This is a genomic window from Peribacillus sp. NPDC006672 (assembly GCF_050274955.1).
In the GTDB taxonomy this organism is placed as follows: Bacteria; Bacillota; Bacilli; order Bacillales; family DSM-1321; genus Peribacillus.
On the sequence record NZ_JBNNOR010000006.1, the window covers coordinates 1 to 26,375 of the forward strand.

Below are 26,375 nucleotides of genomic sequence, written 5' to 3' on the forward strand. Positions count from 1 at the left end.
TCTTCTTCATTGAGATAACCTACGGCGACTCCTTTTCCACCAATATGCAGTTCTCCTGGAACGCCTACCGGGCATTCTTCTCCACATTCATCCAGTACGTAAATTTGTTGATTTTTCAACGGATAGCCATAAGGAATGCTTTTCCACTCTGGCTTCACTTCTGTGATTGGGAAATATATGGACCATATAGAGCCTTCCGTTGCTCCACCTAACCCGATGACTTGTGCTTTTGGCATTCTTGTTTTGATTTTCTCTGGTAAACCAAGAGAAATCCAGTCTCCACTTAGCAACACAATACGTAAGCGCTCTGCTGCAGATCTCTGCACTGTATCTTGTTTTGTGCCTTCCAGATACATATCCATAATTGCCGGAACCGAATTCCATATCGTGATTTCTTCTTCGATCATGATCTGATGAATGCTGGCCACATCTAAGAGATCTGGAATTAATACTAACTGGGCTCCACTAATGAGTGCTCCAAAAATATCATAGACGGATAAATCAAAGCTCATCGATGATAGGGCTATGATTTTATCTTCGCTACCTACTTGGAATTTCTCATTAATATCTAATAATGTATTCACTACTGCTTCATGGGTGATCACAACACCCTTAGGATGTCCAGTACTTCCTGACGTATAGATAGCATAGGCTTTATCCTGCTGGCAGCCTTCTAACGATTCTAAGGCACCATCGTTATAGGTGGAAAGGTTCTCTTTTTCATATAAATCCGGATGAATCATGAGCTTGATATCACTATGTTCCACGATATATTCTATTCTTTCCTCAGGATGTTCCGGATTAACAGGAATATAAGCATGCCCGGCTTTTAAAATAGCCACCGTATTTACAATGGTCTCGATTCGTCTCTCTGCCCAAACTCCAATATAAGAATTGTGCGCATAGTTTTGTTCTGCTAAATAGCGAGCGACCTGATTGGATTTTCTCGCCAACTCACCATAGGTCAATGTATCCTGTCCTAATTTGACTGCAATCGCATCGGGAGTTTTCTGGCATTGCTGGTCTATTAATCTTTGCAGTAAATCTCCTTCATAATCTCCTTGTGTACGATTGTAATCAAGCAGTAGTTTAGAATGTGTCAAAGGTAGCGGCATAGATGAAAGATTATTGTCTATAACTTGCTGTAATCGAAGTTGATACGTTTCAAACATGGCACTTATCATATCTTCATCAAACAAATCTTTTACATAATCCCAAGTCATAATTAATTGTCCGTCTCTTTCCGTAACTTGGAAATCTAAAAACACTTGAGGGGTCTGGCTTATTCCGTATTTATTTTCTCCTAATTTTGTCAAAGTATCTTTAAATTCCGATTTATCGAATAACATACTAGTAAATACAATTGGCATAATCGCTTTACTAGTCATTTCTCTTTTACTTGCAATATTTCGTATAACATCAACACCACTATAAAAACGGTGGTCTACTGCTTCAAATAATATATCTTGAACCATAGATGCTCTATCCCAAAAAGCACTATGAACAGACAAATCAATATCTAACAGCAAAACTGATGTAAAATCTCCAATCAACTTCATTACGTCTGGATGAAAGGACTGTCGATTAAATAATGTTAAATTAAGTGCCATTCTGGATTGATTGCTCCATTTGCACAAAACTTCTGCATAAATTGTACATAAAAATACGGATGGTGTTACACCATGCTGAGTTGCCAAGCCTTTCACAATATTCCATTTATCAGTTGTCAGACTCTTCTCCATTCGCTGAAATATTGGTCTCTCTATGGATTCTGGCTCACAAACTAATGGTAGCTGAGGTGCATATGGAAAATCTTCTATTTTAGCTTGCCAATAGTCTTGAGCTCTTTGATAGGCGGAAGATTCACGAAAGCTCTCCAATGCCCTTACATAATCTGAAAATTGGAATGTTAAAGGTTTAATCTCCATATTCGGTTTCTCATAATAATCCATTATCTCTTGTATAAAAATTAATAAACTGCCTCCATCAGCAATTAACAAGTCAATATCCAGGAAGAGGTAATTTCTTTTCTCCCCAAGAATAAATGCAGATAATTCAAACAATGGCCAATGATCTTGTTGGAATACAAAATGTGACCTGCGATTTCTTTTTTCCAATATACGTTTTTGTTGATCCTCTAAAGACAAGTCTTGTAAATCTTCAATACAAATATCATAAGAAGAAGCAGAACGTCGAACTTTTTGCATTCCTGTATCATCAAAAATAGTACGTAGCATAAGCTGACGCTCTAAAACATGATTCAATGCATCGTTTAAGCGTTTAATATCTAATGCTGTTTCAAACTCATAATAGGCATGTGTGGAGATATTGCCCATTTCCATAATATTTTGTCTTCCAACTAAATAGGCTCCTTGTATTTCTGTTACCGGAAACGGCTCATACCACATGTCTTTATTCCCTGTTAATTCAGATGTATTGACATCCTCTACCTTTAGTTGTTCATCAACGATCATAATTATTTGTTCTAGCGTAGACATTTTAAAAAGGCTTACAATAGGAATTTCAACTTGAAATCGTTGATTTATTTCATCCTGGAAACGAATCAACGTTAACGAACTAACTCCCATCCGAGAAATAGTATCGTCTACTTTCAAAGAAGGGATAGAGAATACTTCTTTTGCAATTTCAACGATTTGATTTTCAATCTCCGTTTTGTTCCATGCTGACTTCTTTGCAGATTCCTTGATACTCTGATAAGAATATGGAGCTATTGCGATAACTTCATCAAACTCATGATTCTCAAATCGCTCTATTAAAAGAAATCGTTGCACCTTTCCACTTGTTGTTTTCGGTATCGTTTTTATTGGAATTACATAATCTGCAGCTATTCCAATCCGTTCTAATACCATATTCTGCACTTGATGGGCAAGTGGCAAAAATACCTTGGCATCTTTTCGATTATGTACAAATACTATAATTTCATCCCTGATAGATGACTGATTGCGAACACCACACACAACGACTTGAGACAATTGTGGGATCGCCAATGTTAACATATTTTCTATATCACTAGCATAATAATTCTGACCATTTACAAACAGAATATCCTTCTTTCTGCCCATTACAATTAGTTCTCCATTGCGTAAAAATCCTAAATCTCCTGTATGGAAGAAGCCCTGCTCACTAAAAGGGGAACTATCATGATTCATATATCCCTCAAATACATTTTTCCCTTTGATCACTATATTGCCTATGTAATTTTCCCTTAAGATGTGGTCTTCATCATCTACAATCAATATTTCTAATTCATATAATGGTTCTCCTACTATGGCAAACTCTGCTGCATTTGGCTCCTTCGTTTCTAAATCTTCCACTTCTTGTCCAATACGAGCTTTATGACGGTTAATACATACACTTCTATTATGTCCTTCTTCAGGAATAGTAACAGCCAAACAAGCTTCTGCCATACCATAGACTTGATGGATCGTATTTTCACGCAAGCCAGAAGACGAAAATTTTTCATAAAATCGTCTAATGGTGTCCATTGATATTGGTTCTGCACCACACATTATGTTTCGCACACTAGATAAATCAATATTTTCTAAATGTGAATCCTTTACAGTCTTCATCATCCAGTCTAATCCAAAATTTGGACTTACAAGCACCGTTGCTTTTAATTGCGCACATTTTTGAAGATATAGCCAAGATTTCTTTAAAAATGTACCAGAATTTAGAAGGGAATGAGATATACCCGCAAATATCGGAGTTAAATGATAACCTATCAAGCCCATATCATGTGTCAACGGTAACCAACTAGCCATGACATCATTTTTGTCTAGTTTCATACGATCTACTATCTGTGCCAAATTATATATTAGATTTTCATGTGTCAATTTTACTCCTTTGGGGTTACCTGTGCTGCCAGACGAATATTGTATATATGCTATATCCTGACAATCTACTGTAATGCATTGCCCTTCTTCCAGATTCGATGCTAATGTTTCATACTCTAAATATTTCAAATTAATTGCTTCATAATTTTCTCTAAATATATTTAAATTTCTTTTATCAGAAATTATCCACGCATTTGACAACTGCTCGCTTACTTTTACCAACTTTTTGAAAGCTTCCGTATCAGGCGATGCAAGTAGCGGCACAGACAAAGGAACGGGTATCATTCCTCCTAAAATACAACCCCAAAACAGCCTTATAAAGAATAGATTATTGTTTGTCTGAAAGATAATATAAGAGCCCTTCTGAAATCCCTGCTTTTGTAGTGCCCCTAAGATGCATTTGGCATTAAAATAAAGATCTTCATAAGACTCAAACAATTCAGAGCCATCGGATTGAGTAAAGTAAACTCCCCTTGATTTTTCATTAGAATAATGTCCAAGTAATTTATCTAGTGTTATACTAACTTCATCCTCTAATACTGATTTTGCAGAAAATTCCATTTTTTTACCTCCATAATAGTAAGTTTTATGCTATGATATTATTTTTATTACAATTGATGAAACGCATTGACCTTGCATCTTTAATATTAAAATTTTTGTTGAGAATTATGTATAAAGTTCCACAAGTTTCACAAGATAGTATCTTATTAAGGCGTAAAATATTTTGTGTAAATTCTCTCTCCCCTTTTCGCCTGTTATTAGCAATTATTATTGCACCACTACCAATTCACTAAATCGCTCTTTCTGAAACTTCCACATCAAACTCCCCTTCAATCCTTGAAACTAGAGAAAAAACATCTAGTGAGAAGGGGAATTTGAGAAGACTACAACGAAGAAAATTATAAGAAACTTTACAAAATGATCAAAGGAAGAAAAAAGTGTTAGTAAAATTAACAACAATACTGCAGGGTTATGTGAAGAATACCCTACCAATTTCTAAGGATGCGGCACTAGTAGCTGATCTGGGACTAGATCCATAAGCGATGAACAATGGGAACAAATTAAGGATATGTTTCCTTCCTATAAAACAGGACGTCCATCAAAATTAAATAATCGCACCATGTTCAATGCGATTCTTTGGATCGCTCGAAGTGGTGTTGCTTGGCATGATCTACCAGAAGAACGTTACGGTTCATGGAAAACGGTCTACAGTCGTTTCTGCAAATGGAGAGATACGGAATTGCTTGTCGCCATTTTCCAAAGGCTTAACGTAGAACCTGATTTGGAAAACTTGAGCATTGATTCTACATCGGTTAAAGCCCATCAACACAGTGCTGGTGCTAAAAAACGCAGGAGGACACGAAGTAAATCAACATATCGCATCAGTCGTGCTGCCAAACTCCATACTTTAGTCGATGGATTAGGAAATCCCCTCGCTTTTCTTCTGACGGTTGCAAGTCTATGATTCCGTTCCAGCAATAGATTTACTTCAGAAAATTGATATTACGGGAAGCCATATTCTTGGTGATAAAACATATGGTTCCGAAACTATTCGGAATTGGATTACGGCCAAACAGGCATCCTATACCATTCCACCTAAAGCGAATAGTCGACATTCATGGAAAGTGGATTGGTATTTGTACAAAAAACGCCACTTATTTGAATGCTTTTTCAATAAAATCAAACATTTTCGCCGCGGCTACTCGTTACGACAAGCTAGCGAAGCCATTTTTGTCGTATGTGATGTACGTGGCTGCCATTTTTAAATTGACTCAGTAATGCATTTTCAGACACTCCCTAGTAGAATAATCTCCCTTTTTTTATTCCATTTATCTACTAATTATAGTATAAATTGACAATAAGTTCAATATTTTTAGATACATTTAATCATTTTTAAAATATCTTTAGATAGGTCAAACGCCCAAAAAAAAGAAATTTGTTAGTAAATGATACAAATTAAAAGTGTTTAATTTATCGGTAAAAGTCAACACTCAAGTACCCCCCTCATGTGCGAGAAAGTAAAAAATATTTTCTTCGTTAGCCCTCCCTCCCGTTGCCAGTTTCCCCCAAGTGGAAACCAAAATAATTAACTGAGGGATATTCTCTAAAGATAAACACTTTGAGCTACTTCCAAAGGTTCGGGTGCAATACCAAGACAAATAGAAAAAAGTCGTTGGTCTACTTTTAGATAACCCCTTAGGCGGTTATCCCGAACAGTCTATGTATGAATTCCACTTCATTTTGGAGCAGACTCCCCCCTTGATGAACCTGCATCTTTTTACTCCTACGTTCTATGCCACTCAGTATAAAAGTGGCTCACGAAAAGATTTCAACCCTAACATAGAACGAATACGCTTCTTTATAAAGCCATGATCTTGCTCCACTATGTTATTCAAATACTTCTGTTGTTTAAGTTGCATACCATCAGGTATACTTTTCTCTTTTTTCAACTGTTCAATTGCTATAGGATAGGCCGGATTCTTATCTACGGTCATGCCACGAGGTTTAAAAACACGAAAAGGCCGCAACGCTTTCTTGAAGAAACGCTTTGCAGCCTTGTGATTCCTTGTTTTACTGAGGTGAAAATCAATGGTATCTCCATTTGAATCAGCAGCACGATATAGGTACATCCATTTCCCTTTTACTTTAATATATGTCCCATCCACTCTCCACGAGTCATTTGTTGGCTTAAGGTGACGTCTTACTCTTTCATCTAATTCCGCTCCATATTGATAAACCCAGCGCATAATCGTTGTGTGGGCTATCGATAGACCACGTTCTTCCATCATCTCCACTAAATTACGAAAGCTCAAATTGTACCGCAGTTACCATCTCACTGTTAACAAAATAATGTCAGGCTGATAATGTTTCCACTTGAATAAATTTTGCTTTTCCATACTGATCACGCACCTTTTTTAGAGTCATAGGATCAGTATGTCCAAGATTTAGAGATTATTTGCACTTGTCTTGAAATTTTTGCACCAGAACCGCAAAATCTATCTTAAGTTGATCAACTTTAACTTAGCCCACAAGAGCCACCTTTAATTATTGATTTTCCTATTCCATTCTTTCCTTACACGATCGTAGTTTTCATTCACCCAATCAATGTCTAAATCAACCGCATGTGACTTAACACTTTTTAATGTAAGTAGAGTTTTGGACTCAACATCAGGATTGATTGGAATATGGTACCAGTCTGCCAAAACCTGCTGTCCGTCTTTAGATAGCAAGAAATCGATCAGCTGCTTTCATAGCTTCATTCAAGGATCCAGCTTTATCTCTTCACTACCAAAATTACAAAACGCCGGAAATCTCACGGAACGTCAGTAGCTTTTCTATTATTATGATTTTTGTCCTATTTTTAATAAGTCTGGTTGCTGGAATTCGATTAAAATTCCATGATATTGTTTTAATAAGCTGGTCCTTCCACTTTAGCTACACGGATGATTTTATTATACAATTCACCATAATTTCTAAATACGATTCTACTAGTAGCAGGATCATTTTCAGAACAAATAGACATTATATGATTATTATCAATTGAAAATAGTCTTAAGTACTTATCTTCACGTTTGTCGATTCCTACATCAATGTGTATATCGTCATTCTTTTTAATGATAAAAGAAAAAGAGTCTAAAGGAATCGACAACCCAGCTCCAATTATTTTTAGATAACTTTCTTTTAAGGTCCACAGTTTATAAAAGCAATCCAGTCTTCTACCAAGATCTTGAGTTCGTAACCATTGATATTCAGTTTTACTAAAAAATCGTTCAGCAATTCCTAGGCAATCTATCGAATTCACCCGCTCAATATCAATTCCGATTGGCCGTTCATCTACTGCTGCAACAACCCAATCCCCCGAATGTGAAACATTAAAATGAAATTGATGCCAATCTTTTAATCTAGGTTTCCCATAATGATTGTACTCAAATTGTATGTCCTCATTGGAAATTTGTAAGTGATCACAAGCCGCACTTCTTATAAGAATATCACCAATCAGGGTTCGAATTTTATCTTTTCTATTTATTAATCGGAGAATCCTCCTAGCTTTGTCTTCAGCTACAAACGAAAAAAATTTTTCGTATAAATTTACTTCTAACTCACTTGTTATATTTACAGCATAGATATCCACAGTCCATAATTCCTCCACAATTTTAATATCCAACCTTAAAATGGGGATAAAATAATCTCTTAACTCCTTATTTTCAAATATTTTATCCGTTTGTTTTTTCTAAAGGGAGTTTATGACAATCCTTTTTCTTGATTCGTCTGTGTGGAGCCTTACCTCCTGACAAAATGATGTGTAGTGTTTTTTTATACCCTCTATCAATAAGTTTATAAATTAATTCATAGGCAATTAAACTTTCCATGCTATGTCCATAAAGAATATAACCCTCTTCATCATCTAGCATAGTAACGATTTATCTGGTTACTGAGAGTTGTATATGTAAAATAATATCGATAACCATAGCAATTTTTTTATTAATCCATATGCAATAAAAGAAAAACCTACGCCTAATCCATTCAAATTTTTGCTGCTTGAACTCTCTTCCATATTCTTTGTTTCCAGTCTTCAGCTAACGAATCCAGTTTAAGTAAAGCATTTGCGCCTTGCAGCCCATCTCGTTTATGAAGGACCACCTCTGCTGCATAATGAACTGATATTTTTTCTTGCAAACGTTCTATTAGCACGATTTCATTTTGTTTATTTATCGTTCCTTCTTGAAGTACTTTTGCAAAATAACCAGTGAAACTCGTTTTTAGCACAAGTTCCAAAAACTTAGGTTCTTGATTGAAGTGGGAAATGGTCGAACAAGGTACCCTCCCCTGGTTAATTTGAACAATCACTTCGCCTATTTGATAAATATCGCCGATATATGTTGTTTCTTCCGTCATCCCCGTAATGGTTAAATTTTCACCGAATGCAGGGATATCCAGCTTTTTAGAGAATTTTTCATTCCATAATGAATAATGCTCAAAGGGGTAAAAGCATAAAGCCCGATCAGGACCTCCATGGAACTTTACATTACCTATCCCATCACCGATTATCCCTGATTTAGTCACTGTCACATTATCCTGTGCTTGTTTATCCATGGCTGTAAAGATATTGATATTCGAATAATTTTCCTGTTTCGGCTTCCCGGCATGTAGAGATTTGATTTTTCCATTTTCCATTTTGCATCTTCCATTCATATTTTAATTTATATCATCCCATATGTATAAATTATACTAAAAATCCATTTTATTCTGTAGTTTTTTATGAGAATATAGCGGATCGGAACATGCAAAAACCCCCATGATCCGTTAAGCGGACGAAATATCATGATTTCCAGAAAAAAACATAGGTTAGGTTAGTAATTTTGTTGCTATTTCAGAATTAAATATGGTAGAATATGAACACAATATATAGTCGAAAACTACAACCGTTCGCCTATATGTTGATTTTCACGATTGAATTCCTCATTGTCGCTCTTTAGGGAGCGAATTTTTTTGCCTTCATTCACATCCATCATTTTCTTTTAATCCCATCAATAAGCATAATTCTTGATTCAATTACCTATTACATGCATTACTTATGTAATTTTAACGAATCATTTCTTTGTAAAGTCTTTCCCTAGGCACGAGCAAGAAGCCAAGCGACATAATGCGTCATCCGCTCAGCTTCCTGTTTTATGCTTGTTTCTTTTTTTTCGGTGCCGCTTTCTTTCGGGTCGTCTTTTTCTTTTCCGGTTCATCATGTTTCGTTCGGTCAATGGAAGCCTGTAAAGCCTCCATTAAATCGGTTACATTGTTGGAAATTGGCTCTTTTGTTTTGGCTGTGATCGTCGTTTGCCCCGTTTTCTTCGATTCAATCAATTCAAGTAATGCGGTTCGATAGTCATCGGTGTATTTTGCCGGATCGAAAGTAGTCGTTAATTGATCTATTAATAACACGGCAGTATCTATTTCCTTTTTTACAATGGTATCATTTGCAGGGATATTCGGAACATCCGCTGCGGAGCGAACTTCATCCGGATAATGGATCGTTTCCATCACTAAGGTATTATCAACGACTCGAATTACCGCCATTTGTTCTTTTGAGCGAATGATGATTTTAGCTAACCCTACCTTATCCGATTCCTTGAGGGCCTGTCTCAGAAGTGAATAAGCCTTTATCCCTCCATCATTAGGCGACATGTAATAACTCCGGTTAAAATATATGGGATCTATTTCTTCTATTTTAACGAAATCCACGATTTCCACTGCTTTTTCTTCATTTTGTTTTTTTAGCTGTTCTAATTCACTGTCTTCCAATACTACAAACTTTCCCTTTGTATATTCAAAAGCGCGGACAATATCATCCTTCCCCACTTCTTTCTGGCAGACAGGACAAACCTTTTCGTATTTAATCGGTGAATGACACTCCTTATGCAACGTCCTTAAAGATATATCCTTATCTTCCGTTGCAGCATGAAGTTTGATTGGAATGTTCACCAAACCGAATGATATACTCCCCTTCCACATCGTATGCATAGTCGTCACCTCATAACTAATTTTTAAAGAGAAGAACAATTTTATTATTCCCCTTTGTAAAAAAAAAACCGAAAAAACAATTGCCAACTCTAACACTTCGTTTTTTTGGCAAAATAATGTTAATCAATCATTTGCGGAGGTAATACTAAATGAAACCGATGCTGCCAACCTATTACCCTGAAGCCCCTACCTCCAAAGATTGGCGTTATGAGGTCAAATATGATGGCTTTAGGGCAATTTTAACGATAGACTCCGATACGATAAGCATATCGAGTCGAAACGAGAAGGAATTATCACCACTATTCCCAGAAATCATTGCTTACATTAGAGATCTGGAGCTGGAAGATTATCTCCCACTGCAGTTAGATGGAGAATTGGTTTGGCTTACCAATCAAGCAAAGGCAGACTTTTTCCAAATACAGTGGCGGGGTCGCCTTGGGAAACAATCCTTAATTTCTGAAAAAGCTCATTTTTCGCCATGCCGGTTTATAGCCTTTGACCTGCTTCGCATCAGCGGAAAGGACATAGCTGCTAAACCTATGGAAGAACGAAAGAGATCCATGCTGAATATGGGTGAAGTACTTGGTTTTCCTATGCCGCCTGACCCCAACGATAAGGCTTTGATACAATTAATTGAGAGTTTTGACGTACTGGATAATGCCTTGAATATGGTCACCCTATTGGATGGCGAAGGGGTTGTCGCAAAGGAAGTTCGGGGTACTTGGCAAGAAGGAAAACGTACTGCATCTTGGATCAAGGTGAAAAATTGGAAGACCGTTTCTTGTTTCATTACAGCATTGCACAAAGAAAATGGTTACGTTTCCCTCGCAGTTTTTAAAGAAGGCGCAGTAACGAAAATCGGTAGCGTTAAAAATGGAATGAGTGGACAAGACAAAAGGATATTGCATGAACTGATCAAGCAAAATGCATCAGATGAAGATGCACAATTTTTTTATATCCACCCATCCATTTGCATCGAAGTACAATTCCTACACGTATATGAGGAAAATGAATTGCGGGAACCTCAGTTTTCACAATGGCTTTTACAAATGGCTCCCGAAGAATGTACCTGGGAGAAATTCGTGGTTGGCCAGTACACTTTTCCAGATACTGTACAGATAACCTCCAAGGATAAACCGCTTTGGATAACCGGTGGAAAAAAGGTGGTAAAAGTTGAATACCTCCATTATTTAAGGGAGGTTTCATCCTTCTTCTTACCATTCTTAAAGGATAAACTGCTTACGACAATCCGCTATCCTCATGGCACTATGGATAAAGAAAGATTTTTCCAGAAAAACAAACCTGATTATGCGCCGGCCTTTATTAAAACGTTCATGGATGAGGATATCGAGTATATGCTGTGTAACGATATTGAAACGCTTCTTTGGTTTGGTAATCAACTTGCATTGGAATTCCACGCCCCATTTCAGAAAGCGGGTAAAACAAGACCCGACGAAATCGTCCTGGACTTAGACCCTCCTTCCATCGAATTTTTCTCATTGGCGATAAAGGCCGCACAGGAAATTAAAAAAGTGATGGAATCATTAAGGATAAAGGCTTTTGTAAAAACTTCAGGTAACAAAGGACTGCAAATTCACATCCCTCTGCCTGAAGACAGATTTACTTATCAGGAGACACGCATATTCACCGACTTTCTCGGCGACTACCTAACAAGTTCCAACCCAAATGATTTTACAATGGAAAGAATGAAAATAAATCGGCATAATCGACTATACTTGGACTTTGTGCAGCATAGTGAAGGAAAAACCATAATTGTGCCTTATTCCTCTCGCGGAAATTCTTTCGCGGGTGTTGCTACACCTTTGTTTTGGAAGGAAGTGGACGAAAGTCTCCAGTTAAAGGACTATACGATTGAAACCGTACCAAACAGATTAAAAAGGGAAGGGTGTGCATTTATGGATTACAGACTTGTCGATAATGGCCCAGCCTTTTTGGAAGTATTGTCGTTCCTAAAACAAAAAAAGACCAACTAATTGTGAACTGCACCCCAATTGTTAGACACCATCTATCAATTGGAGGTGCTATTTTCCATGACAAAATATTCATTAGAGTTGAAATTAAAAGCTGTCCTTGCTTATTGAAGTATTTCAAAAAAGAACTGGAAGATTATATCCAGCATCACAATCACCGACGAATCAATGTGAAATTAAAAGGCATGAGCCCAGTAGATTTCTGGGTTCATGCCCTCAAGGTTGCTTATTAAATAAAGTGTCTAACTTTTTGGGTTCACTTCATTGTTGGTCTTTCAATTTATAATGTCGTTTTCAAATAACTTTGAACTTCATCCTGCAGCTTGGAATATAAGCTTGTTTCCGATTCAAAAACCTGTTTTTCAAGCATTTTGAATTTTTCAGGATGATCTAAGTTTATTTCAATCAACACCTTGAATTCATAGGTTGCATTCCCGATTAAATCTATTGAATACTTTTGGCTTTCTTCATCTTGATGGACGACGCATTTAACTTTTCCGCCGTTATTATAGACAGATATTTCACTTTCCAACGCGTTTAATCCAACAGAGCATGTTACTAGGCTTGAAGCCGACATCGCCGTTCCACATGCATTAGTGAAGCCTACTCCCCGTTCAAATGTCCGCACATAAATGCTCCCTGGTTCCAGCTCTTTCACAAAGCTGACATTGACACCATCAGGGAAAAGCTCATTCGGTTGATTGACCTTTGTCGAAAGGTCTGCCTGCAAATCACTTTGCAAAACGTCACTATCGACGAGCGTGATTAAATGTGGATTAGGAACCGCCAATGCCGAAAATAATAAGGTATCATGAAGTTCCGGCATTGGTTCGTTTAGCAATTGTTCTTTCTCTAATACAAGAGGAAGATCTTTTACATTAAAACTTACCGGGGAAATTTCCACCTTGAAAGTCGGGATGCCCTCATAAATATCTTCCGTTTTCTCCACGAGTAGATTTGCCTTCATCGTTTCCACAATCATTTTATCGAGCCCTAGAACGTCGTTCGCGTAACGCGCAACACAGCGAAGGCCATTGCCACACATCGAAGCTTCCGATCCATCCGCATTAAAGACACGCATCCGGCAATCAGCCTGTTCACTCTCCATTACAAATAAAATACCGTCCGCTCCAAGCTTTTCCCTATTGCATAGGGCCTTCGCGAAATTTTTTCTCTCTTCTTCAGTAAACGTCAAGGCCGTAGTCAATTCATCAATTATTAAGAAATCATTACCTGAACCATGGCTTTTTAAACCTTCAATAATCATCCTGTCACATCCTCTAATATGCTGCTAGTCATTTATCATTTTTTTAATATTCTATATCATAGCATTTTCAGAATGGATGTGTCATCGAGTAATTCACAATAAATCCATTTTTTCCGTCAAAAATATACAATAAAAAGAGCGGTTGGAATAAGAGATAACTCATTCCAACCGCTCTTCCATAATATTAACCGAACATACTGATGATGAAATAGACGATAAACATTCCAGCACTCACATACATCGGGGCTGACACTTCTTTCGCTTTTCCGGTAACAAGCTTCAAGAACGGATACAGAATGAAACCGAATGCCATTCCATCCGCGATACTGTAAGTGAATGGAATGATCGTAATGATCATGATTGCAGGTATACTCTCGGTTAAATCGCTGAAATCCAGCTTTTTAATGTTTCCGAGCATCAAAATGCCAATAATAATTAAAATGGGGGCAATGGCGCTATCAGGGATCACTTTAATCACTGGTATAAACAGCAATGATAGAATGAATAGCAAACCCGTCACCACTGAAGTAAAACCAGTTCTGCCTCCAGATGCGATTCCAGCTGCGGTTTCAACTGTGGCAACCGTAGGACTCGATCCGAATATACCTGAAAATAAAACGGAAACACTTGTCGCCTGCAGCGACTTTTTATAGGCGTCCTGGCGGTTGATACTGTCTACATGTCCGTGTACAAGACCAATATTTTCAAAAACAAGTACCATCGTCATCGCAAATACACTTATCCAGAATTCAATCCGGTCCGCTTCCATGAACGATAATGAAAAGAATAGATCACCGTAGGAAGCTGTGTCCATGCCTGAAAAATGGATTTCCGATAGTTGAACCGTCCCGAACCAATAGGCAATAAGGCTACCTGCCAGGATGGTAATCATGAAGTTACCGGGGACATTCTTGATGAATAACGTGATTGCCAATAAAAAGGTCAACACCGTTGCGCACACTGCTGGATCGCTTAAATCTCCCAATGCGACGATAGATGATGAACCTCCCGTGATTATCCCGCCCTTTTCAAGACCGATTAGCATCAAGAATAGGCCAAGACCAACAGATATGGCTTCTTTTATCGAACTTGGAATTGAATCACTGATTAACTTAGAGTATTTTGTAAAAGCAATGATTACAAAAATGACCCCTGAGATAAACACAGCACCAAGTGCCGATTGCCAAGATAGACCCATCCCTTGAACCATGGTATAAGCAAAAAGGGCATTTACGCCCATTCCTGGAACGAGGAGGATTGGGACATTCGCCCAAATCCCTATCATGACACAGCTTAAAGCAGATAAAAGAATCGTGGCAATCACTGCACCATTCACCGGTATGCCCGCTTCCGATAAAATCAGGGAATTCACGATGAGTATATAGACGATCGTAAAATAGCCGACGACTCCAGCAAGGATTTCACGTTTTCCATTCGTTCCATAGTCTGAAAAATGAAAAAACGTTTCCAAGTTTAATTTCTTCATGTTGTATCCTTATTAAATTTGTCCCTCGCCCACCCGTTTGTATTAGTGACAAACTACACTTGGCGATTTTAACAAAAAAAAGGCTAAAAATAAATAGTATTGCTTAAAATTTGAAAAAAACTGCCGGAAATAATCCCGACAGCCTCGATGAATTTATTATTTTTGTCCTTCCGCATACCCGTCGACTACCAATTCCAGCTTCCCTGTATCAGGTGAAATGATAAGACCATGTACAGGAATATTTTTAGGGATCAAAGGGTGCCCTTTAATCACTTCCACACTTTTCTTACAACTTTCATAAACATCATCAAATCCGCGAAGCCAACTGCGAATATCTATTCCTGAAGCTCCAAGGGTATCTATGGTGCTCTGTGGAATATCACGTTCGAGCATCTTCCCTACTACAGAATCTGCATCGACTGACGCCATCCCGCAGTCATGGTGAGGAATGACCAATACTTCGTCTGCCTTTAGCTCATAAACGGCAACAAGGATACTCCGCATGACACTTCCAAATGGATGTGAGACGATTGCCCCGGCAGTCTTCAGGATTTTGACATCGCCATTTTTGACATTCAAGGATTTTGGCAATAGTTCAACAAGCCGAGTGTCCATACAGCTAATGACGACCATACGTTTCTCAGGGTACTTATCAGTTCTGTACTTAACATATTCACCGTTTTCTACAAACTGTTCATTAAAATCAAGAATCTCATTAAGTAAACTCATATTTACCACCTTTTTGTTATGTAATCAATCTATGTAGCTCTCTATAATTATATCAAATAACTAAAAGATTTGCTAAAGGGTTAACATAGTCAATTTGAACGATGATTTAGAGTGGCGGCACAGAAACCAAAAACGATTATTTTTGGAATTTCATCAACATTGGATGAAAAAGAAAGTATGGGGGTATTTGTCTTGAATCGTTTCCCCCACTCCAAAGGCATCCATCCTTCTTGGTATGAAACGATCCTTTCCCCATCTTTTGTGTTAATCTCAAAGGAATTTACACTTCCCGGCGTTTGAATGGGCATCCATTCTGTACCGTCTTCCTTATATATCATCCCATTAATCTTCACGAATGACCGATTTTCTTGATACGATCCAATAAGGCCTCCCTGATCATCCATGATCGTCATTTTATTGAAAAGCCCTCTTTTGATATGGTACTTAGCTAGTAAACTCCCCCTATGGTCCACCAGTTCATATCGCTTGGCCAAGAGCATCGATAAGAAATTGGGAATCATCCACATGAACCACTTCATGTTCAAATCACGTATCTCACCCATTAAAGATCCATCAGGCGCAAAGAGAAGTAACCGCAATGTCGGTGCTGGCATGAAAGCCAATAAAACATGTTCATTTTTTAATAAACCGGCATTCACTCCGATGAGTTCACCAGGCAATTCCTTAATTCTACTTTCATATATCCTGTGACTGATAAATTGGGCAATACTAAATAAAATAAAAGGAAACGTTATCAATAGTATATTGCCAGGTATCATCGAAAAAATATGGCAAATGAAAAATACAACGGCCAAAACAAGAGATATCCAAGAGGCATTAAAATTTGAATTGCTCGTTTTTTGATAATATTCGCGTATATTCATATTCTGCTTTGCTCCTCACCCCTTACAAGAAAGTTTGCCTCCTTAATGGCACCAATGAATAGGTGTACCACAAGCCGCCTGGGCACCCACTTCCCTTAAAGTGCATTGAAGTAAATATCATAATACTTTATTCGCTTTAATGTGATCTATTCCCTTTTTTAATCATGAGCAATTCCCAACATGGTTCATTTCAGATGAAAAAAGGACCCCGAATTGAACGGAATCCTTTTACCTCATTCTATAATATCCTAAAAATTAAGGGGAACCTGTAATCCGTTCCTTCATAAGCCCTGACAGCAGCAATGATGGTGAATACGACTAAAGCTATCCCGATAACCGGCAATAGCAAGAATCCAATCAATACTATCGTAAGTATCCCTGCAACTATTGTATATACAGTGTAGGAAATGAAAAAATTCATATATTCCCTTCCATGATAATCCACAAATTGTGAAGAGTCCTTTTTCAATAACCAAATCACTAAAGGACCGATAAATGCTGTAAAAAAGCTGATTACATAAATAAGGGCAGCAAACACTTTTTCATCTTTAGTAGGCATAGTGTGTCTTCTCCTCCTCTCTCATATTAATAATTACGAATCAAATGAAAAATAGTTTCATTCTCCTTTCATTATATTCGAAAAAAGTAAAATGGACTGCCTTTTCTTCATGAAACCCCATTGGCAATACATTTGACGAAAAATCCGAACATGTTCTCCCGTCTTGTGCATACAGATTAAATAATGGATTGTCCATCTTTTCTAGAATGGAGTGATGTTTTTTTGCTGAACGAATTTCAAGCCTTCATCCTTGGAATCATTCAAGGCTTGACTGAGTTTTTACCTATTTCAAGTACTGGACATTTATATTTAGGACGGCATATATTCCATCTTGACGAGGCCGGCATTTTTCTTGACACCATGCTCCATATCGGTACATTGCTGGCATTATTGGTCGTCTACAAGAATGACATTATTTCAGTTTTGAAAAACCCTTTCTCCAAAATGACTCTGCTTCTCATTGCGGGGACGATCCCTGCAGTGATTGCCGGCATTTTACTCGGGGATTGGTTTGATGGCCTTTCAAAAACAGGGGTGACCATTGGCTGGGAATTTTTAGCGACCGGGCTGATTTTATGGGTAGCGGACGGTGTAAGAAAAGGTGGCAAGTCAATTAATGAAATTTCCATTAAAGATGCCCTGATCATCGGTACTTTCCAAGCTGCTGCCATCATGCCTGCTCTTTCGCGTTCCGGCCTAACGATAGCCGCTGGGCTCTTCTGCAGGCTGGATAGGGCCACCGCAGCTTATTTTTCCTTCTTGCTTTCAATTCCTGCCATTACGGGGGGCATTGTATTTCAGATGAAACCTATATTTACAGGAGAAGTTGAACGGCTTCCAGTCACTGCGCTTTTCGTTGGTACCCTAGCCGCAGCAATCTTTGGTTATATTGCTGTAGTATGGATGATCGATTTCTTAAAAAAGCGTTCACTGAAAATATTCTCCATTTATGTATGGGCCCTCGGAGTAATCATTTTATTCATGCAATTCACAGGGAAGTTTTAAAGGAGGGCATCAAGTTACCCTAAAAAATCGGGCGAAGAAATCAGTTTTTCATGTAAAAAAGCAAGCGTTTGCCTTCAATTTTCACCCTTCATAAAAAAGTTGAAATTTGACGAAAAAAAAAGGCAAAAAACCTATTCCCAAACCGTTTTTTTTTTAGTATTATACCTTCGTAAGGGTCTTTTGATTTGTATAATTTCTGACAATAAAAATAGGGAAGGCAAATGGTGCGCCACCGGTTTCCGGTTCTAGTGGGTTCGATTCCCACCCCGAAATTTTTTGATGAACGACTTAAAAAATTTCGAGGGTGGGCAGCGACTACGCATAAGAACTGCCCTCAAACGGAGGGACGGAAATGTTAAAAAAGAGAGATTTCACAGATTGTTTTTCTCTTTATGAACAAATGACGCATCCAGATGTCTTCCCTTTCGTGCGCCATAAAGTAGATTCATATGAAGAATATGTTTTCATTACTAAGCAAACGATCGAGGCCGAAGATGCCGGGGAACTCATTTCACGAACAATCTTGGATGAATGGGAAAATCCCATCGGTTGTATTTCTTTATACGATATTGAAAATGGTGCAGGTTTCTTAGGCACATGGCTTGGCAAGCCATTTCACGGAAAAGGGTATAATGCCATTGCAAAGGACGCTTTCTTTAAAGAGCTTTTTTTCGAGCTCGGTTTGGAAACGGTATTCATGCGTATTCGCAAAAAAAATATCCGCTCGATTAAAGCCGCGGAAAAGCTTCCCTATTCTGTAAATGCCAACGAAACAAGAAAGTCCCTTTATGATCAAATCAATCATGAAGGAGATATCTTCGATTTGTATGAAATCCCGAAAGATTTATACACCTTTCATATCCTTAGACAGCATGATGATGACGAACAGCAGTTACTTGAAGCATAAAACGGAAAACATTTTAAGATGGCTTTGTTTATCTTTTCATATAATGGTCAGGAGCTTCCAATATTGGAAAGCTCTTTTTTCTATTTTCACAAGATGTTTAGGAAAGATTGCTGCAATTCCCTATTCATTTCAGGGATATTTTTTTATAATGAATACAATTGACCCATTCAAAAATATATTCAAAGCGTCATTGAAAGGACCTAATCATGAAAAAAACATTTGCTTTTATCGTGCAGCTTTTCATGCTGCTCATCATTTGCAAGGTCGGCTATTATTTAGCCACTTTACTTCATTTACCTATTCCAGGCAACGTCATCGGCATGATTCTGTTATTCAGTTTATTACAGATGAAGGTTATAAAAGTCGAGTGGATTGAACTTACTTCAGGATTCTTGGTAAAGCACCTAGCCTTTTTCTTCATTCCAATTTCAATCAGTTTAATGACCATGGGATGGCTTTTCATTGAATTTGGTTTACCATTGGCACTTACATTGGGAGTCAGCCTGATATTTGGATTCATCGTTTCGGCTTGGACTGTTCAAAAGTTATCCAATAGAGGAGAGGTTAAGCGGCATGACAGCGCTCATCACAACATATAGCATCTTGATAACCATCCTTTCCTATTTCATAGGAAGGAAAATATATGCTAAACATCCATCACCTTTCACGACGCCCGTATTTTTCAGTACGGTTACAATTATTCTCGTACTGCTGATAAGCGGTTTGGACTTTGATGACTATTCACCGGGAAAAGACATCATCACCTATTTCTTGGGACCAGCTACCGTTGCTTTGGCTGTACCACTTTATAAAAATAGGAAGATAATCGTTAAATATGCAATGCCGGCAATCAGCGGCATGATTTTTGGTCTTATGGTCACATTAATCATTGCCTTCACCATTGCTAAAGCATTTTCTCTTCCGCAATATATACTCCAGGGATTGGCGGTTAAATCAATTACAGTGCCAATTGCAGTAGAAATCACGGAACTTTATGGTGGTAATTCTAATATTTCAGCAGCATTCGTCATTTTGACTGGGGTGCTGGGTACGATGATCGCTCCAAAAATGATGGATAAATTAAACATTACAATGCCCTTTGCGCGTGGTATTGCCTATGGTACAATCGCTCATGGCCTTGGAACGGCTCAAGCTGCTCAGGAAAGTGAGTTTACCGGGGCAGTCGCAGGTGCGGCAATGGCTATTGCAGGTATCCTCATTTCCTGTTTCTTTCCGTTTATAAGTAATTTCCTATAAAAGAACCGCAACGTCAATGACGTTGCGGTTCTTTTATGATTTATCCTTTTGCAGGTCGTCATATATACGTCTCAGAATATATGTTTTATACAGCTCCAACTTTTTTTTCTCAATTGGATGATACCTAATCCCTGCGGCTTTTAATTGCTGAATGAACCATCCTTTGGAATATTCATAAGCCATTCTACCCCCTCCTCTGTTCGAAAAAGATATGCTTTAAAGAGGGGATTGATACTTATTTTTTTGCAGCCATTACTTCAAGTAATAATTCATACATTTCCGCTGCCGTTTTGAATGGGCGTTTTTGACGCATTTTCTCCTGATAACCTTCCGATTGATTCACTAAATCCGCTAATGTAGCATTAAAAATCCCCTCATTTAGCTCCTCTTCTTGAATGACTTTACAAAACCCCTGTTTTTCAAAGCTTGAAGCATTCAAGATTTGATCTCCACGGGATGCATTGGCACTTAGAGGGATAAGCAACATAGGCTTTTGCAAACCAAGGAATTCAAATATTGAATTTGAACCTGCCCTTGATACGACGACATCAGCAGCAGCCAATAGATCAAATAATTCTTCATGTACGAATTCAAATGGGGCATATCCCCTTTGTTTCAATTCGTTTTTCACATTTCCCTTGCCACAAATGTGAATAATCTGGTAATCCTTTAGTAGGGCATCAAGGTTATCTGTAATCAAGTTATTAATTTTTACAGCTCCAAGGCTGCCGCCCATAACGAGTAAAACCGGTTTGTTATTCGTGAATCCACAAAACGCCTTTCCGGCGGAAGGGTTTCCCGTAAAAATCCCATCGCGCAATACTGCTCCTAGATACATCGCCTTCTCTTTCGGAAGACCTTTTTCCGTTTCCTGGAAGGTAGTGAAAATCTTCGATGCAAGTGGCATGGCAATTTTATTGGCCAGTCCAGGTGTATAATCCGATTCATGGATTGCAATCGGAATTCTCAGCATCCTGCCTGCCAAAACGACTGGAACGGATACGAATCCACCTTTAGAGAAAATGAAATCCGGCTTGGTCTTTTTTAAGATTTTTCGTGCATCAAAAATCCCTTTTATGACCCGGAAAGGGTCTTTCATATTTTCAACAGAAAGATAACGTCGGAATTTCCCGACTGAAATCGTTTCATAACGGACCTCAGGAAATTCCTTTTCGATGATATTTTTTTCAATGCCTTTTTTTGAACCAATATAAGTAACATCCCAATCATGCTCTAAAAATTCCGGGATGATTGCTGCATTAACAGATACATGACCGGCAGAACCGCCTCCGGTAAATACTATTTTCTTAGTCAATATTTCCACCTTCCAAACTTAAAAAATCACTTTGCATCCATATTACCATATATCCATGCCATTAATAGCTTGAAAAAGCATTAAGTGCGTAAAATCCCATGATGAATGTAATTATCGATTATTTTTCCTTTTTCAACATGAATATATTATAATCTTAGTATTCTACAATACTACAAGATACATTGGAGGAGTAATACATTGCAAGAAGTTTCTAAATCTCTCCATCATTTTGATGGAATCGAAGCCTGGACCCAATTAGGAATTTCCATAGGTATTTTTCTAATATTCCTTTTGCTTCGGAAAGTATTTACTAAATATATATTTAAATTCTTTCTTCGAATTGCAGAAAAACGTAAAGTTGAATTTGCGGCCAACTTAATGCTCGCTATCGAACAGCCGGTAAGATTGCTTATCGTTTTGATTGGTATTATTATTTCGATGCAATATTTCCCGCTTGACTCACCTTCGACTGAATTAAGATTGAAAATATACAGATCATTTTTTGTCTTCTTATTCTTTTGGACGATTTTCAATATCAGTTCGATCTTAACTATTTTATTTCCGAAATTAGTAAGTAAATTGGGACTTGAAGTCGATCAAATCGTCATGCCGTTCTTTACGAAAATCATGAAGTTAATCATCATTGCTTTTGGTGCGTCCATCATTGCGGAAGAATGGGGATTTAATGTTGATGGATTTGTTGCAGGCCTTGGTTTGGGTGGATTGGCTTTCGCTCTTGCCGCTAAAGATACCGTCAGCAATTTCTTCGGGGGTATTGTCATCGTCACCGAAAAACCTTTTACAATAGGAGATTGGATCAAAACTCCAAGTGTGGAGGGAACCATTGAAGACATCACATTCCGAAGCACCAAAGTTCGGACTTTCGCCCAAGCTTTAGTTACGGTTCCAAATGCGACCCTTTCGAATGAACCGATCATTAACTGGTCAAAGATGGGTAAAAGACAGATTGCCTTCCATTTGGGTGTGAATGTTACAACGCCAAAAGTAAAATTGGAAAATGTCATTAGAGACATAGAAAAAATGTTGATTAATCATTCAGAAGTACATCCGGAAACGATTCTTGTAAAGTTTGATGAGTTTAGCCATTCCGGCTTCAACCTTTACCTCTATTTCTTTACGAATGCGACTGACTTTGGAGGATATTTATCAATCAAAGAAGATGTGAACTTTAAAATAATGGAGATATTGGAGCAGGAAGATGTACAAATTGCCATCCCTTCCCAAGCTTTCATTCTTCAAAAAGATTCAAATATAGAAGCCATGAATGATTTTGAATCAATGCGCGACTGACAAAAGAGATTTAATTTTATAACAAAGTTGATGGAACGGAAGGTGCGAGACTCCTGCGGGAAAAGCGCGTCTAGGGGAGACCCGCAGGCGCAAAGCGCCGAGGAGGCTCCCGGACCGCCCGCGGAAAGCGAGTGCCTGGAGTGGAAATCACTGTTCTAATTTTACAAGCCATAAAAAAATCTGTAGACAAACTCAATTATTATGGAGTTTGTCTACAAACTGAGACTTGCCCTAAAATGGCAAGTCTTTTTTAACTTCAATTAAAAGCTTAAAACATCACACGCTTATGTGATATAATTCTTTCATTGTGTTGAAAATTTCAAATATTTATATTGAGGTACTTTGATGAATCAGACATATACTAAATCGCAAAAAACCCGCATGTTATTTTATATATTGATACCTATCCTGATAACTCAAATCGGCCTATTTGCCATGACTTTTTTTGATGTAATGATGTCAGGGCAATACAGTACACAGGACGTTGCCGGCGTCTCGATCGGCAGTTCGCTATGGACCCCCGTGTACACGGGGCTAAGTGGGATATTGATTGCCTTAACCCCGGTGGTTTCACAGCTCGTTGGTTCCAGGCAGTCCAAATCCGTTCCCTATTCCGTGATGCAGGCCATTTATTTAGCTGTCGCTTTAGCCTTGGCCATTTTAATCGTTGGGGCGTTTTCTTTGAATCCCATATTGAATGCCATGGATCTTGAAGATAATGTCCATCGGGTGGCGCATGATTATTTGATTGCCCTTTCTATCGGAATCATTCCTTTATTCGTTTATAATGCGTTGAGGGCATTCATAGATGCACTCGGGCAGACGAGGATCTCCATGATCATTACCTTGTGTGCACTCCCGATTAACGTCATATTTAATTACCTGTTAATATACGGGAAGTTTGGATTCCCAGAACTCGGGGGAGTCGGTTCCGGGTACGCTACTGCCATTACTTATTGGTTAATTGCACTGGTTGCCATCCTTGTAGTGGTGAAAATCAACCCATTTTCGACATATCAGGTTTTCAATGAATTTTTCCCGATTTCCTGGAAAGAATGGCGTGCCTTATTATTGATTGGGGTGCCTATCGGGCTGGCCATCTTTTTTGAAACAAGCATTTTTTCGGCCGTTACCCTTTTGATGAGTAAGTATGATACCGTGACGATTGCTTCACATCAGATTGCCATGAATTTTGCGTCACTGCTTTATATGATGCCGTTGAGTATATCCATGGCATTGACGATCGTCATTGGATTTGAAATTGGGGCAGCCCGTTATAAAGATGCCAAAGAGTACACCTGGATTGGCATATCGATGGCATTGACGATGTCGCTCGTTTTGTCGACCATCCTATTCCTCTTCCGCGAACCTGTCGCCTCTGTATACACTAAAGACCATGAGGTAATGATGCTGACATCACATTTTTTAATCTATGCCATCTTCTTTCAGATATCAGATGCCCTGCAGGCACCTATACAGGGTATATTGCGTGGATATAAAGATGTAAATGTCACATTTGCAATGTCCCTGGTCTCCTATTGGATTCTTGGGCTTCCCATTGGCTATTTCTTTGCACAGTATACGGATATGGGAGCCTTTGGGTATTGGATCGGCTTAATTTCCGGCTTGGCTCTCGGAGCTATAGGGTTGGCTGCTCGCTTAAGGTTCATACAGCAAGTAGAGTATAAAAAAATGGCATGATAAAGAGTGGGGCTGGATTACACCAGCCCCACCTTTTTTACCCTAAACCACTAGGCTTTATATATTTTCCCAAGAACATCCTTACCTCCAGTTACCGGTATGATGCTCCCGGTAATGAAATCTGATTTTTCATCACATAGAAACGTGATGACCCTTGCTATATCCTCCCCTGTACCCGGCCTGCCGACTGGAACCGTATCATCCTTTTCTCCTCTTGCAACCTTAATTTCCTCCTCTTTCCAATCACCTATGATATCTCCAGGACAGACCATATTCACAGTGATCCCATGTTTAGCTTCTTCGGCAGCTAAAGTTCTAGTTAAGGAGGTCAATCCGCTCTTTGCAGCGGCAAAAGCAGAACGATATATCCAACCTGGTGCAGTTTCACACCTCTCAAACCCTAAAGTGATGACTCTCCCCCATCTTCTACTGCGCATTTGCGGAATAAGCTCCTTGGCAAAATAGAAAAAACCATTTAAATTTCCATCCATGATGTACTTCCATTCATCACTGTCATATTCAGTCATGGACTTGCGACCATGCATATAAGGCCCTGCGTTATGAATGAAGATATCAACATGGCCAAAAGCCTCCAAGACCAACTGCAATATATTTCGGCAATCTTTCTCACTTGACGAATCACCTTGAATCGCAAGTGCCTTAACATTGTACTTTTCCTGCAATTCATCCACTAATGCTAAGGCTGCCTTGTTACTTTTTCGATAAGTAATGATAATGGACATTCCATTATCCGCAAGTGAAATTGCCATCCTTTTGCCGATTCCCGTTGCTCCACCAGTAATAAAAGCTACTTTTTCATCCACAGGATTACCCTCTTTATCTAATGGATTTTACTTAATTATACATAAGTTTGACCCATTTTCTATAATTTAGTAATTATAAAAACGAACCTATGGGCTTTAGCCAGCATAAAATATAAGAAATAAACCTGTCAGCCCTTAAGCAGGAGAGAGGAATTCAATATGTTTCCCTGGAATTCACTTTTTTCTTTTAAAAATAACCCGAACCAAAAGGACTTCATGAAAAATATGCAGCAAAGTGATGTACAATCATTCATTGAAAAGGTATTTTCACAGATGATCCCTGACAATATGCAAGGAATGATGAACCATAGTGAAGGCGGGCCACAAAAAGAAAATGCCAAATCTGAACATCCTTTACATGCAGATGTTTTTGAAACCCATTTATATGTCTTTGTGAGAATTCCCATTAAGGATGAATCTTGGCTAAAGAAAATGAAACTTTACCATACCTCTAACCAATCCATCATCGAGGGGATTCCAGAAGAGTCAGATCGGCATGTCATAACACTTCCCGCTCTTGTTAAGAAAAAAGGAGCATCTGCCCAATATAAAGAATCAACATTGGAAATACGCCTTCAGAAAAGTTTCAATTCTCAGTATTCAGAAATCGATGTATCCGAGATTTGATTTGGCTTCAACGGGACCACACAAGTTTTATGGTGCGGTTCCTTCTTTGTCTTGTTGCCAACAACCACCCATTCATTCGATTAGATTTCGGCACATTACAGAAAACCAATCCGATGTCACAAATCATGCCTTTCCATTAGAATTA

At 38.3% G+C, this 26,375-nt stretch carries 22 protein-coding genes and 2 pseudogenes; 10 read left to right on the forward strand and 14 right to left on the reverse strand.

The features are described from left to right. A partial coding sequence (locus tag ACQKKK_RS11045; protein ID WP_427616229.1) for an AMP-binding protein occupies positions 1-4,415 on the reverse strand: 4,415 nt, incomplete at its 3' end. A 508-nt stretch (positions 4,416-4,923) separates the two neighbouring features. On the opposite strand from ACQKKK_RS11045, the pseudogene ACQKKK_RS11050 reads away from it, so the two are divergent. Continuing rightward, a pseudogene (locus ACQKKK_RS11050) lies at positions 4,924-5,633 on the forward strand (IS5 family transposase). A 417-nt stretch (positions 5,634-6,050) separates the two neighbouring features. Here the strand turns inward: ACQKKK_RS11050 and ACQKKK_RS11055 are convergent. From ACQKKK_RS11055 to ACQKKK_RS11075, 5 genes and pseudogenes are all read right to left on the reverse strand, one after another. Then, positions 6,051-6,751: pseudogene (locus tag ACQKKK_RS11055) on the reverse strand (IS6 family transposase). A gap of 144 nt (positions 6,752-6,895) precedes the next feature. Next, positions 6,896-7,084, reverse strand: a complete 189-nt coding sequence (locus ACQKKK_RS11060; RefSeq protein WP_427616230.1) for a hypothetical protein — start codon at positions 7,082-7,084, stop codon at positions 6,896-6,898. Positions 7,085-7,263: 179 nt separating this feature from the next. Continuing rightward, complete coding sequence (locus tag ACQKKK_RS11065) at positions 7,264-7,986, reverse strand: 4'-phosphopantetheinyl transferase family protein (RefSeq protein WP_427616231.1); 723 nt, start codon at positions 7,984-7,986, stop codon at positions 7,264-7,266. 392 nt (positions 7,987-8,378) lie between these two features. Beyond that, positions 8,379-9,029, reverse strand: coding sequence for an MOSC domain-containing protein (locus tag ACQKKK_RS11070; RefSeq protein ID WP_427616232.1), 651 nt, complete (start codon positions 9,027-9,029; stop codon positions 8,379-8,381). A 495-nt stretch (positions 9,030-9,524) separates the two neighbouring features. Next, positions 9,525-10,367, reverse strand: coding sequence for a Ku protein (locus ACQKKK_RS11075; RefSeq protein WP_427616233.1), 843 nt, complete (start codon positions 10,365-10,367; stop codon positions 9,525-9,527). Between the two features lie 149 nt (positions 10,368-10,516). Between ACQKKK_RS11075 and ligD the strand changes: the two genes are divergently transcribed. After that, on the forward strand, positions 10,517-12,361 hold the full coding sequence (gene ligD / locus ACQKKK_RS11080; protein WP_427616234.1) for a DNA ligase D: 1,845 nt from the start codon (positions 10,517-10,519) through the stop codon (positions 12,359-12,361). A gap of 2 nt (positions 12,362-12,363) precedes the next feature. Further along, the gene (locus ACQKKK_RS11085) at positions 12,364-12,591 is read left to right on the forward strand and encodes an IS3 family transposase (RefSeq protein WP_427616235.1); all 228 of its coding nucleotides are present in this window, start codon (positions 12,364-12,366) and stop codon (positions 12,589-12,591) included. Between the two features lie 47 nt (positions 12,592-12,638). On the opposite strand, the gene dapF is transcribed toward ACQKKK_RS11085, so the two are convergent. The 5 genes from dapF to ACQKKK_RS11110 all read right to left on the reverse strand — a co-directional run bounded on the left by dapF (position 12,639) and on the right by ACQKKK_RS11110 (position 17,283). Continuing rightward, positions 12,639-13,625: a diaminopimelate epimerase gene (gene dapF, locus ACQKKK_RS11090; protein WP_427616236.1), complete on the reverse strand. Its 987-nt coding sequence runs from the start codon at positions 13,623-13,625 to the stop codon at positions 12,639-12,641. Between the two features lie 184 nt (positions 13,626-13,809). Further along, positions 13,810-15,111 (reverse strand): NCS2 family permease, encoded by a 1,302-nt coding sequence (locus ACQKKK_RS11095; protein WP_427616237.1) that lies wholly within the window; start codon positions 15,109-15,111, stop codon positions 13,810-13,812. Between the two features lie 156 nt (positions 15,112-15,267). Beyond that, a complete protein-coding gene (locus ACQKKK_RS11100) occupies positions 15,268-15,840 on the reverse strand; it encodes a beta-class carbonic anhydrase (RefSeq protein WP_427616238.1) in 573 nt (190 codons plus the stop codon). 89 nt (positions 15,841-15,929) lie between these two features. Further along, positions 15,930-16,724, reverse strand: a complete 795-nt coding sequence (locus ACQKKK_RS11105; protein WP_427616239.1) for a hypothetical protein — start codon at positions 16,722-16,724, stop codon at positions 15,930-15,932. A 238-nt stretch (positions 16,725-16,962) separates the two neighbouring features. After that, positions 16,963-17,283, reverse strand: coding sequence for a DUF4870 domain-containing protein (locus ACQKKK_RS11110; protein WP_427616240.1), 321 nt, complete (start codon positions 17,281-17,283; stop codon positions 16,963-16,965). Between the two features lie 225 nt (positions 17,284-17,508). Between ACQKKK_RS11110 and ACQKKK_RS11115 the strand changes: the two genes are divergently transcribed. From ACQKKK_RS11115 to ACQKKK_RS11130, 4 genes are all read left to right on the forward strand, one after another. Beyond that, positions 17,509-18,288 carry an undecaprenyl-diphosphate phosphatase gene (locus tag ACQKKK_RS11115; RefSeq protein ID WP_427616495.1) on the forward strand — a complete coding sequence of 260 codons (780 nt, stop codon included), beginning with the start codon at positions 17,509-17,511 and terminating at the stop codon, positions 18,286-18,288. A 352-nt stretch (positions 18,289-18,640) separates the two neighbouring features. Then, entirely contained in the window at positions 18,641-19,195 is a 555-nt protein-coding gene (locus ACQKKK_RS11120) for a GNAT family N-acetyltransferase (RefSeq protein WP_427616241.1), read from the forward strand. 206 nt (positions 19,196-19,401) lie between these two features. After that, entirely contained in the window at positions 19,402-19,794 is a 393-nt protein-coding gene (locus ACQKKK_RS11125; RefSeq protein ID WP_427616242.1) for a CidA/LrgA family protein, read from the forward strand. Next, a complete protein-coding gene (locus tag ACQKKK_RS11130) occupies positions 19,769-20,452 on the forward strand; it encodes an LrgB family protein (protein ID WP_427616243.1) in 684 nt (227 codons plus the stop codon). The genes ACQKKK_RS11125 and ACQKKK_RS11130 overlap by 26 nt, the downstream gene beginning before the upstream one ends. A gap of 33 nt (positions 20,453-20,485) precedes the next feature. On the opposite strand, the gene ACQKKK_RS11135 is transcribed toward ACQKKK_RS11130, so the two are convergent. Beyond that, positions 20,486-20,635, reverse strand: a complete 150-nt coding sequence (locus ACQKKK_RS11135) for a DUF2639 domain-containing protein (RefSeq protein WP_427616244.1) — start codon at positions 20,633-20,635, stop codon at positions 20,486-20,488. A gap of 52 nt (positions 20,636-20,687) precedes the next feature. Next, on the reverse strand, positions 20,688-21,776 hold the full coding sequence (locus tag ACQKKK_RS11140; protein ID WP_427616245.1) for an undecaprenyldiphospho-muramoylpentapeptide beta-N-acetylglucosaminyltransferase: 1,089 nt from the start codon (positions 21,774-21,776) through the stop codon (positions 20,688-20,690). 189 nt (positions 21,777-21,965) lie between these two features. Between ACQKKK_RS11140 and ACQKKK_RS11145 the strand changes: the two genes are divergently transcribed. Then, positions 21,966-23,078, forward strand: coding sequence for a mechanosensitive ion channel family protein (locus tag ACQKKK_RS11145; RefSeq protein WP_427616246.1), 1,113 nt, complete (start codon positions 21,966-21,968; stop codon positions 23,076-23,078). A 345-nt stretch (positions 23,079-23,423) separates the two neighbouring features. After that, positions 23,424-24,779: an MATE family efflux transporter gene (locus ACQKKK_RS11150; protein ID WP_427616247.1), complete on the forward strand. Its 1,356-nt coding sequence runs from the start codon at positions 23,424-23,426 to the stop codon at positions 24,777-24,779. Positions 24,780-24,829: 50 nt separating this feature from the next. On the opposite strand, the gene ACQKKK_RS11155 is transcribed toward ACQKKK_RS11150, so the two are convergent. Beyond that, entirely contained in the window at positions 24,830-25,603 is a 774-nt protein-coding gene (locus tag ACQKKK_RS11155; RefSeq protein ID WP_427616248.1) for an SDR family oxidoreductase, read from the reverse strand. 159 nt (positions 25,604-25,762) lie between these two features. On the opposite strand from ACQKKK_RS11155, the gene ACQKKK_RS11160 reads away from it, so the two are divergent. Further along, a complete protein-coding gene (locus tag ACQKKK_RS11160; RefSeq protein ID WP_427616249.1) occupies positions 25,763-26,230 on the forward strand; it encodes an Hsp20/alpha crystallin family protein in 468 nt (155 codons plus the stop codon). The last annotated feature ends 145 nt before the right edge of the window (positions 26,231-26,375 follow it).

Coding starts and splice junctions, on each gene's coding strand:
- ACQKKK_RS11070 (WP_427616232.1), bottom strand. CDS start 9,029: ATGGAAAATGGAAAAATCAAATCTCTACATGCCGGGAAGCCGAAACAG.
- ACQKKK_RS11075 (WP_427616233.1), bottom strand. CDS start 10,367: ATGCATACGATGTGGAAGGGGAGTATATCATTCGGTTTGGTGAACATT.
- ligD (WP_427616234.1), top strand. CDS start 10,517: ATGAAACCGATGCTGCCAACCTATTACCCTGAAGCCCCTACCTCCAAA.
- dapF (WP_427616236.1), bottom strand. CDS start 13,625: ATGATTATTGAAGGTTTAAAAAGCCATGGTTCAGGTAATGATTTCTTA.
- ACQKKK_RS11095 (WP_427616237.1), bottom strand. CDS start 15,111: ATGAAGAAATTAAACTTGGAAACGTTTTTTCATTTTTCAGACTATGGA.
- ACQKKK_RS11100 (WP_427616238.1), bottom strand. CDS start 15,840: ATGAGTTTACTTAATGAGATTCTTGATTTTAATGAACAGTTTGTAGAA.
- ACQKKK_RS11105 (WP_427616239.1), bottom strand. CDS start 16,724: ATGAATATACGCGAATATTATCAAAAAACGAGCAATTCAAATTTTAAT.
- ACQKKK_RS11110 (WP_427616240.1), bottom strand. CDS start 17,283: ATGCCTACTAAAGATGAAAAAGTGTTTGCTGCCCTTATTTATGTAATC.
- ACQKKK_RS11120 (WP_427616241.1), top strand. CDS start 18,641: ATGTTAAAAAAGAGAGATTTCACAGATTGTTTTTCTCTTTATGAACAA.
- ACQKKK_RS11125 (WP_427616242.1), top strand. CDS start 19,402: ATGAAAAAAACATTTGCTTTTATCGTGCAGCTTTTCATGCTGCTCATC.
- ACQKKK_RS11130 (WP_427616243.1), top strand. CDS start 19,769: ATGACAGCGCTCATCACAACATATAGCATCTTGATAACCATCCTTTCC.
- ACQKKK_RS11135 (WP_427616244.1), bottom strand. CDS start 20,635: ATGGCTTATGAATATTCCAAAGGATGGTTCATTCAGCAATTAAAAGCC.
- ACQKKK_RS11150 (WP_427616247.1), top strand. CDS start 23,424: ATGAATCAGACATATACTAAATCGCAAAAAACCCGCATGTTATTTTAT.
- ACQKKK_RS11160 (WP_427616249.1), top strand. CDS start 25,763: ATGTTTCCCTGGAATTCACTTTTTTCTTTTAAAAATAACCCGAACCAA.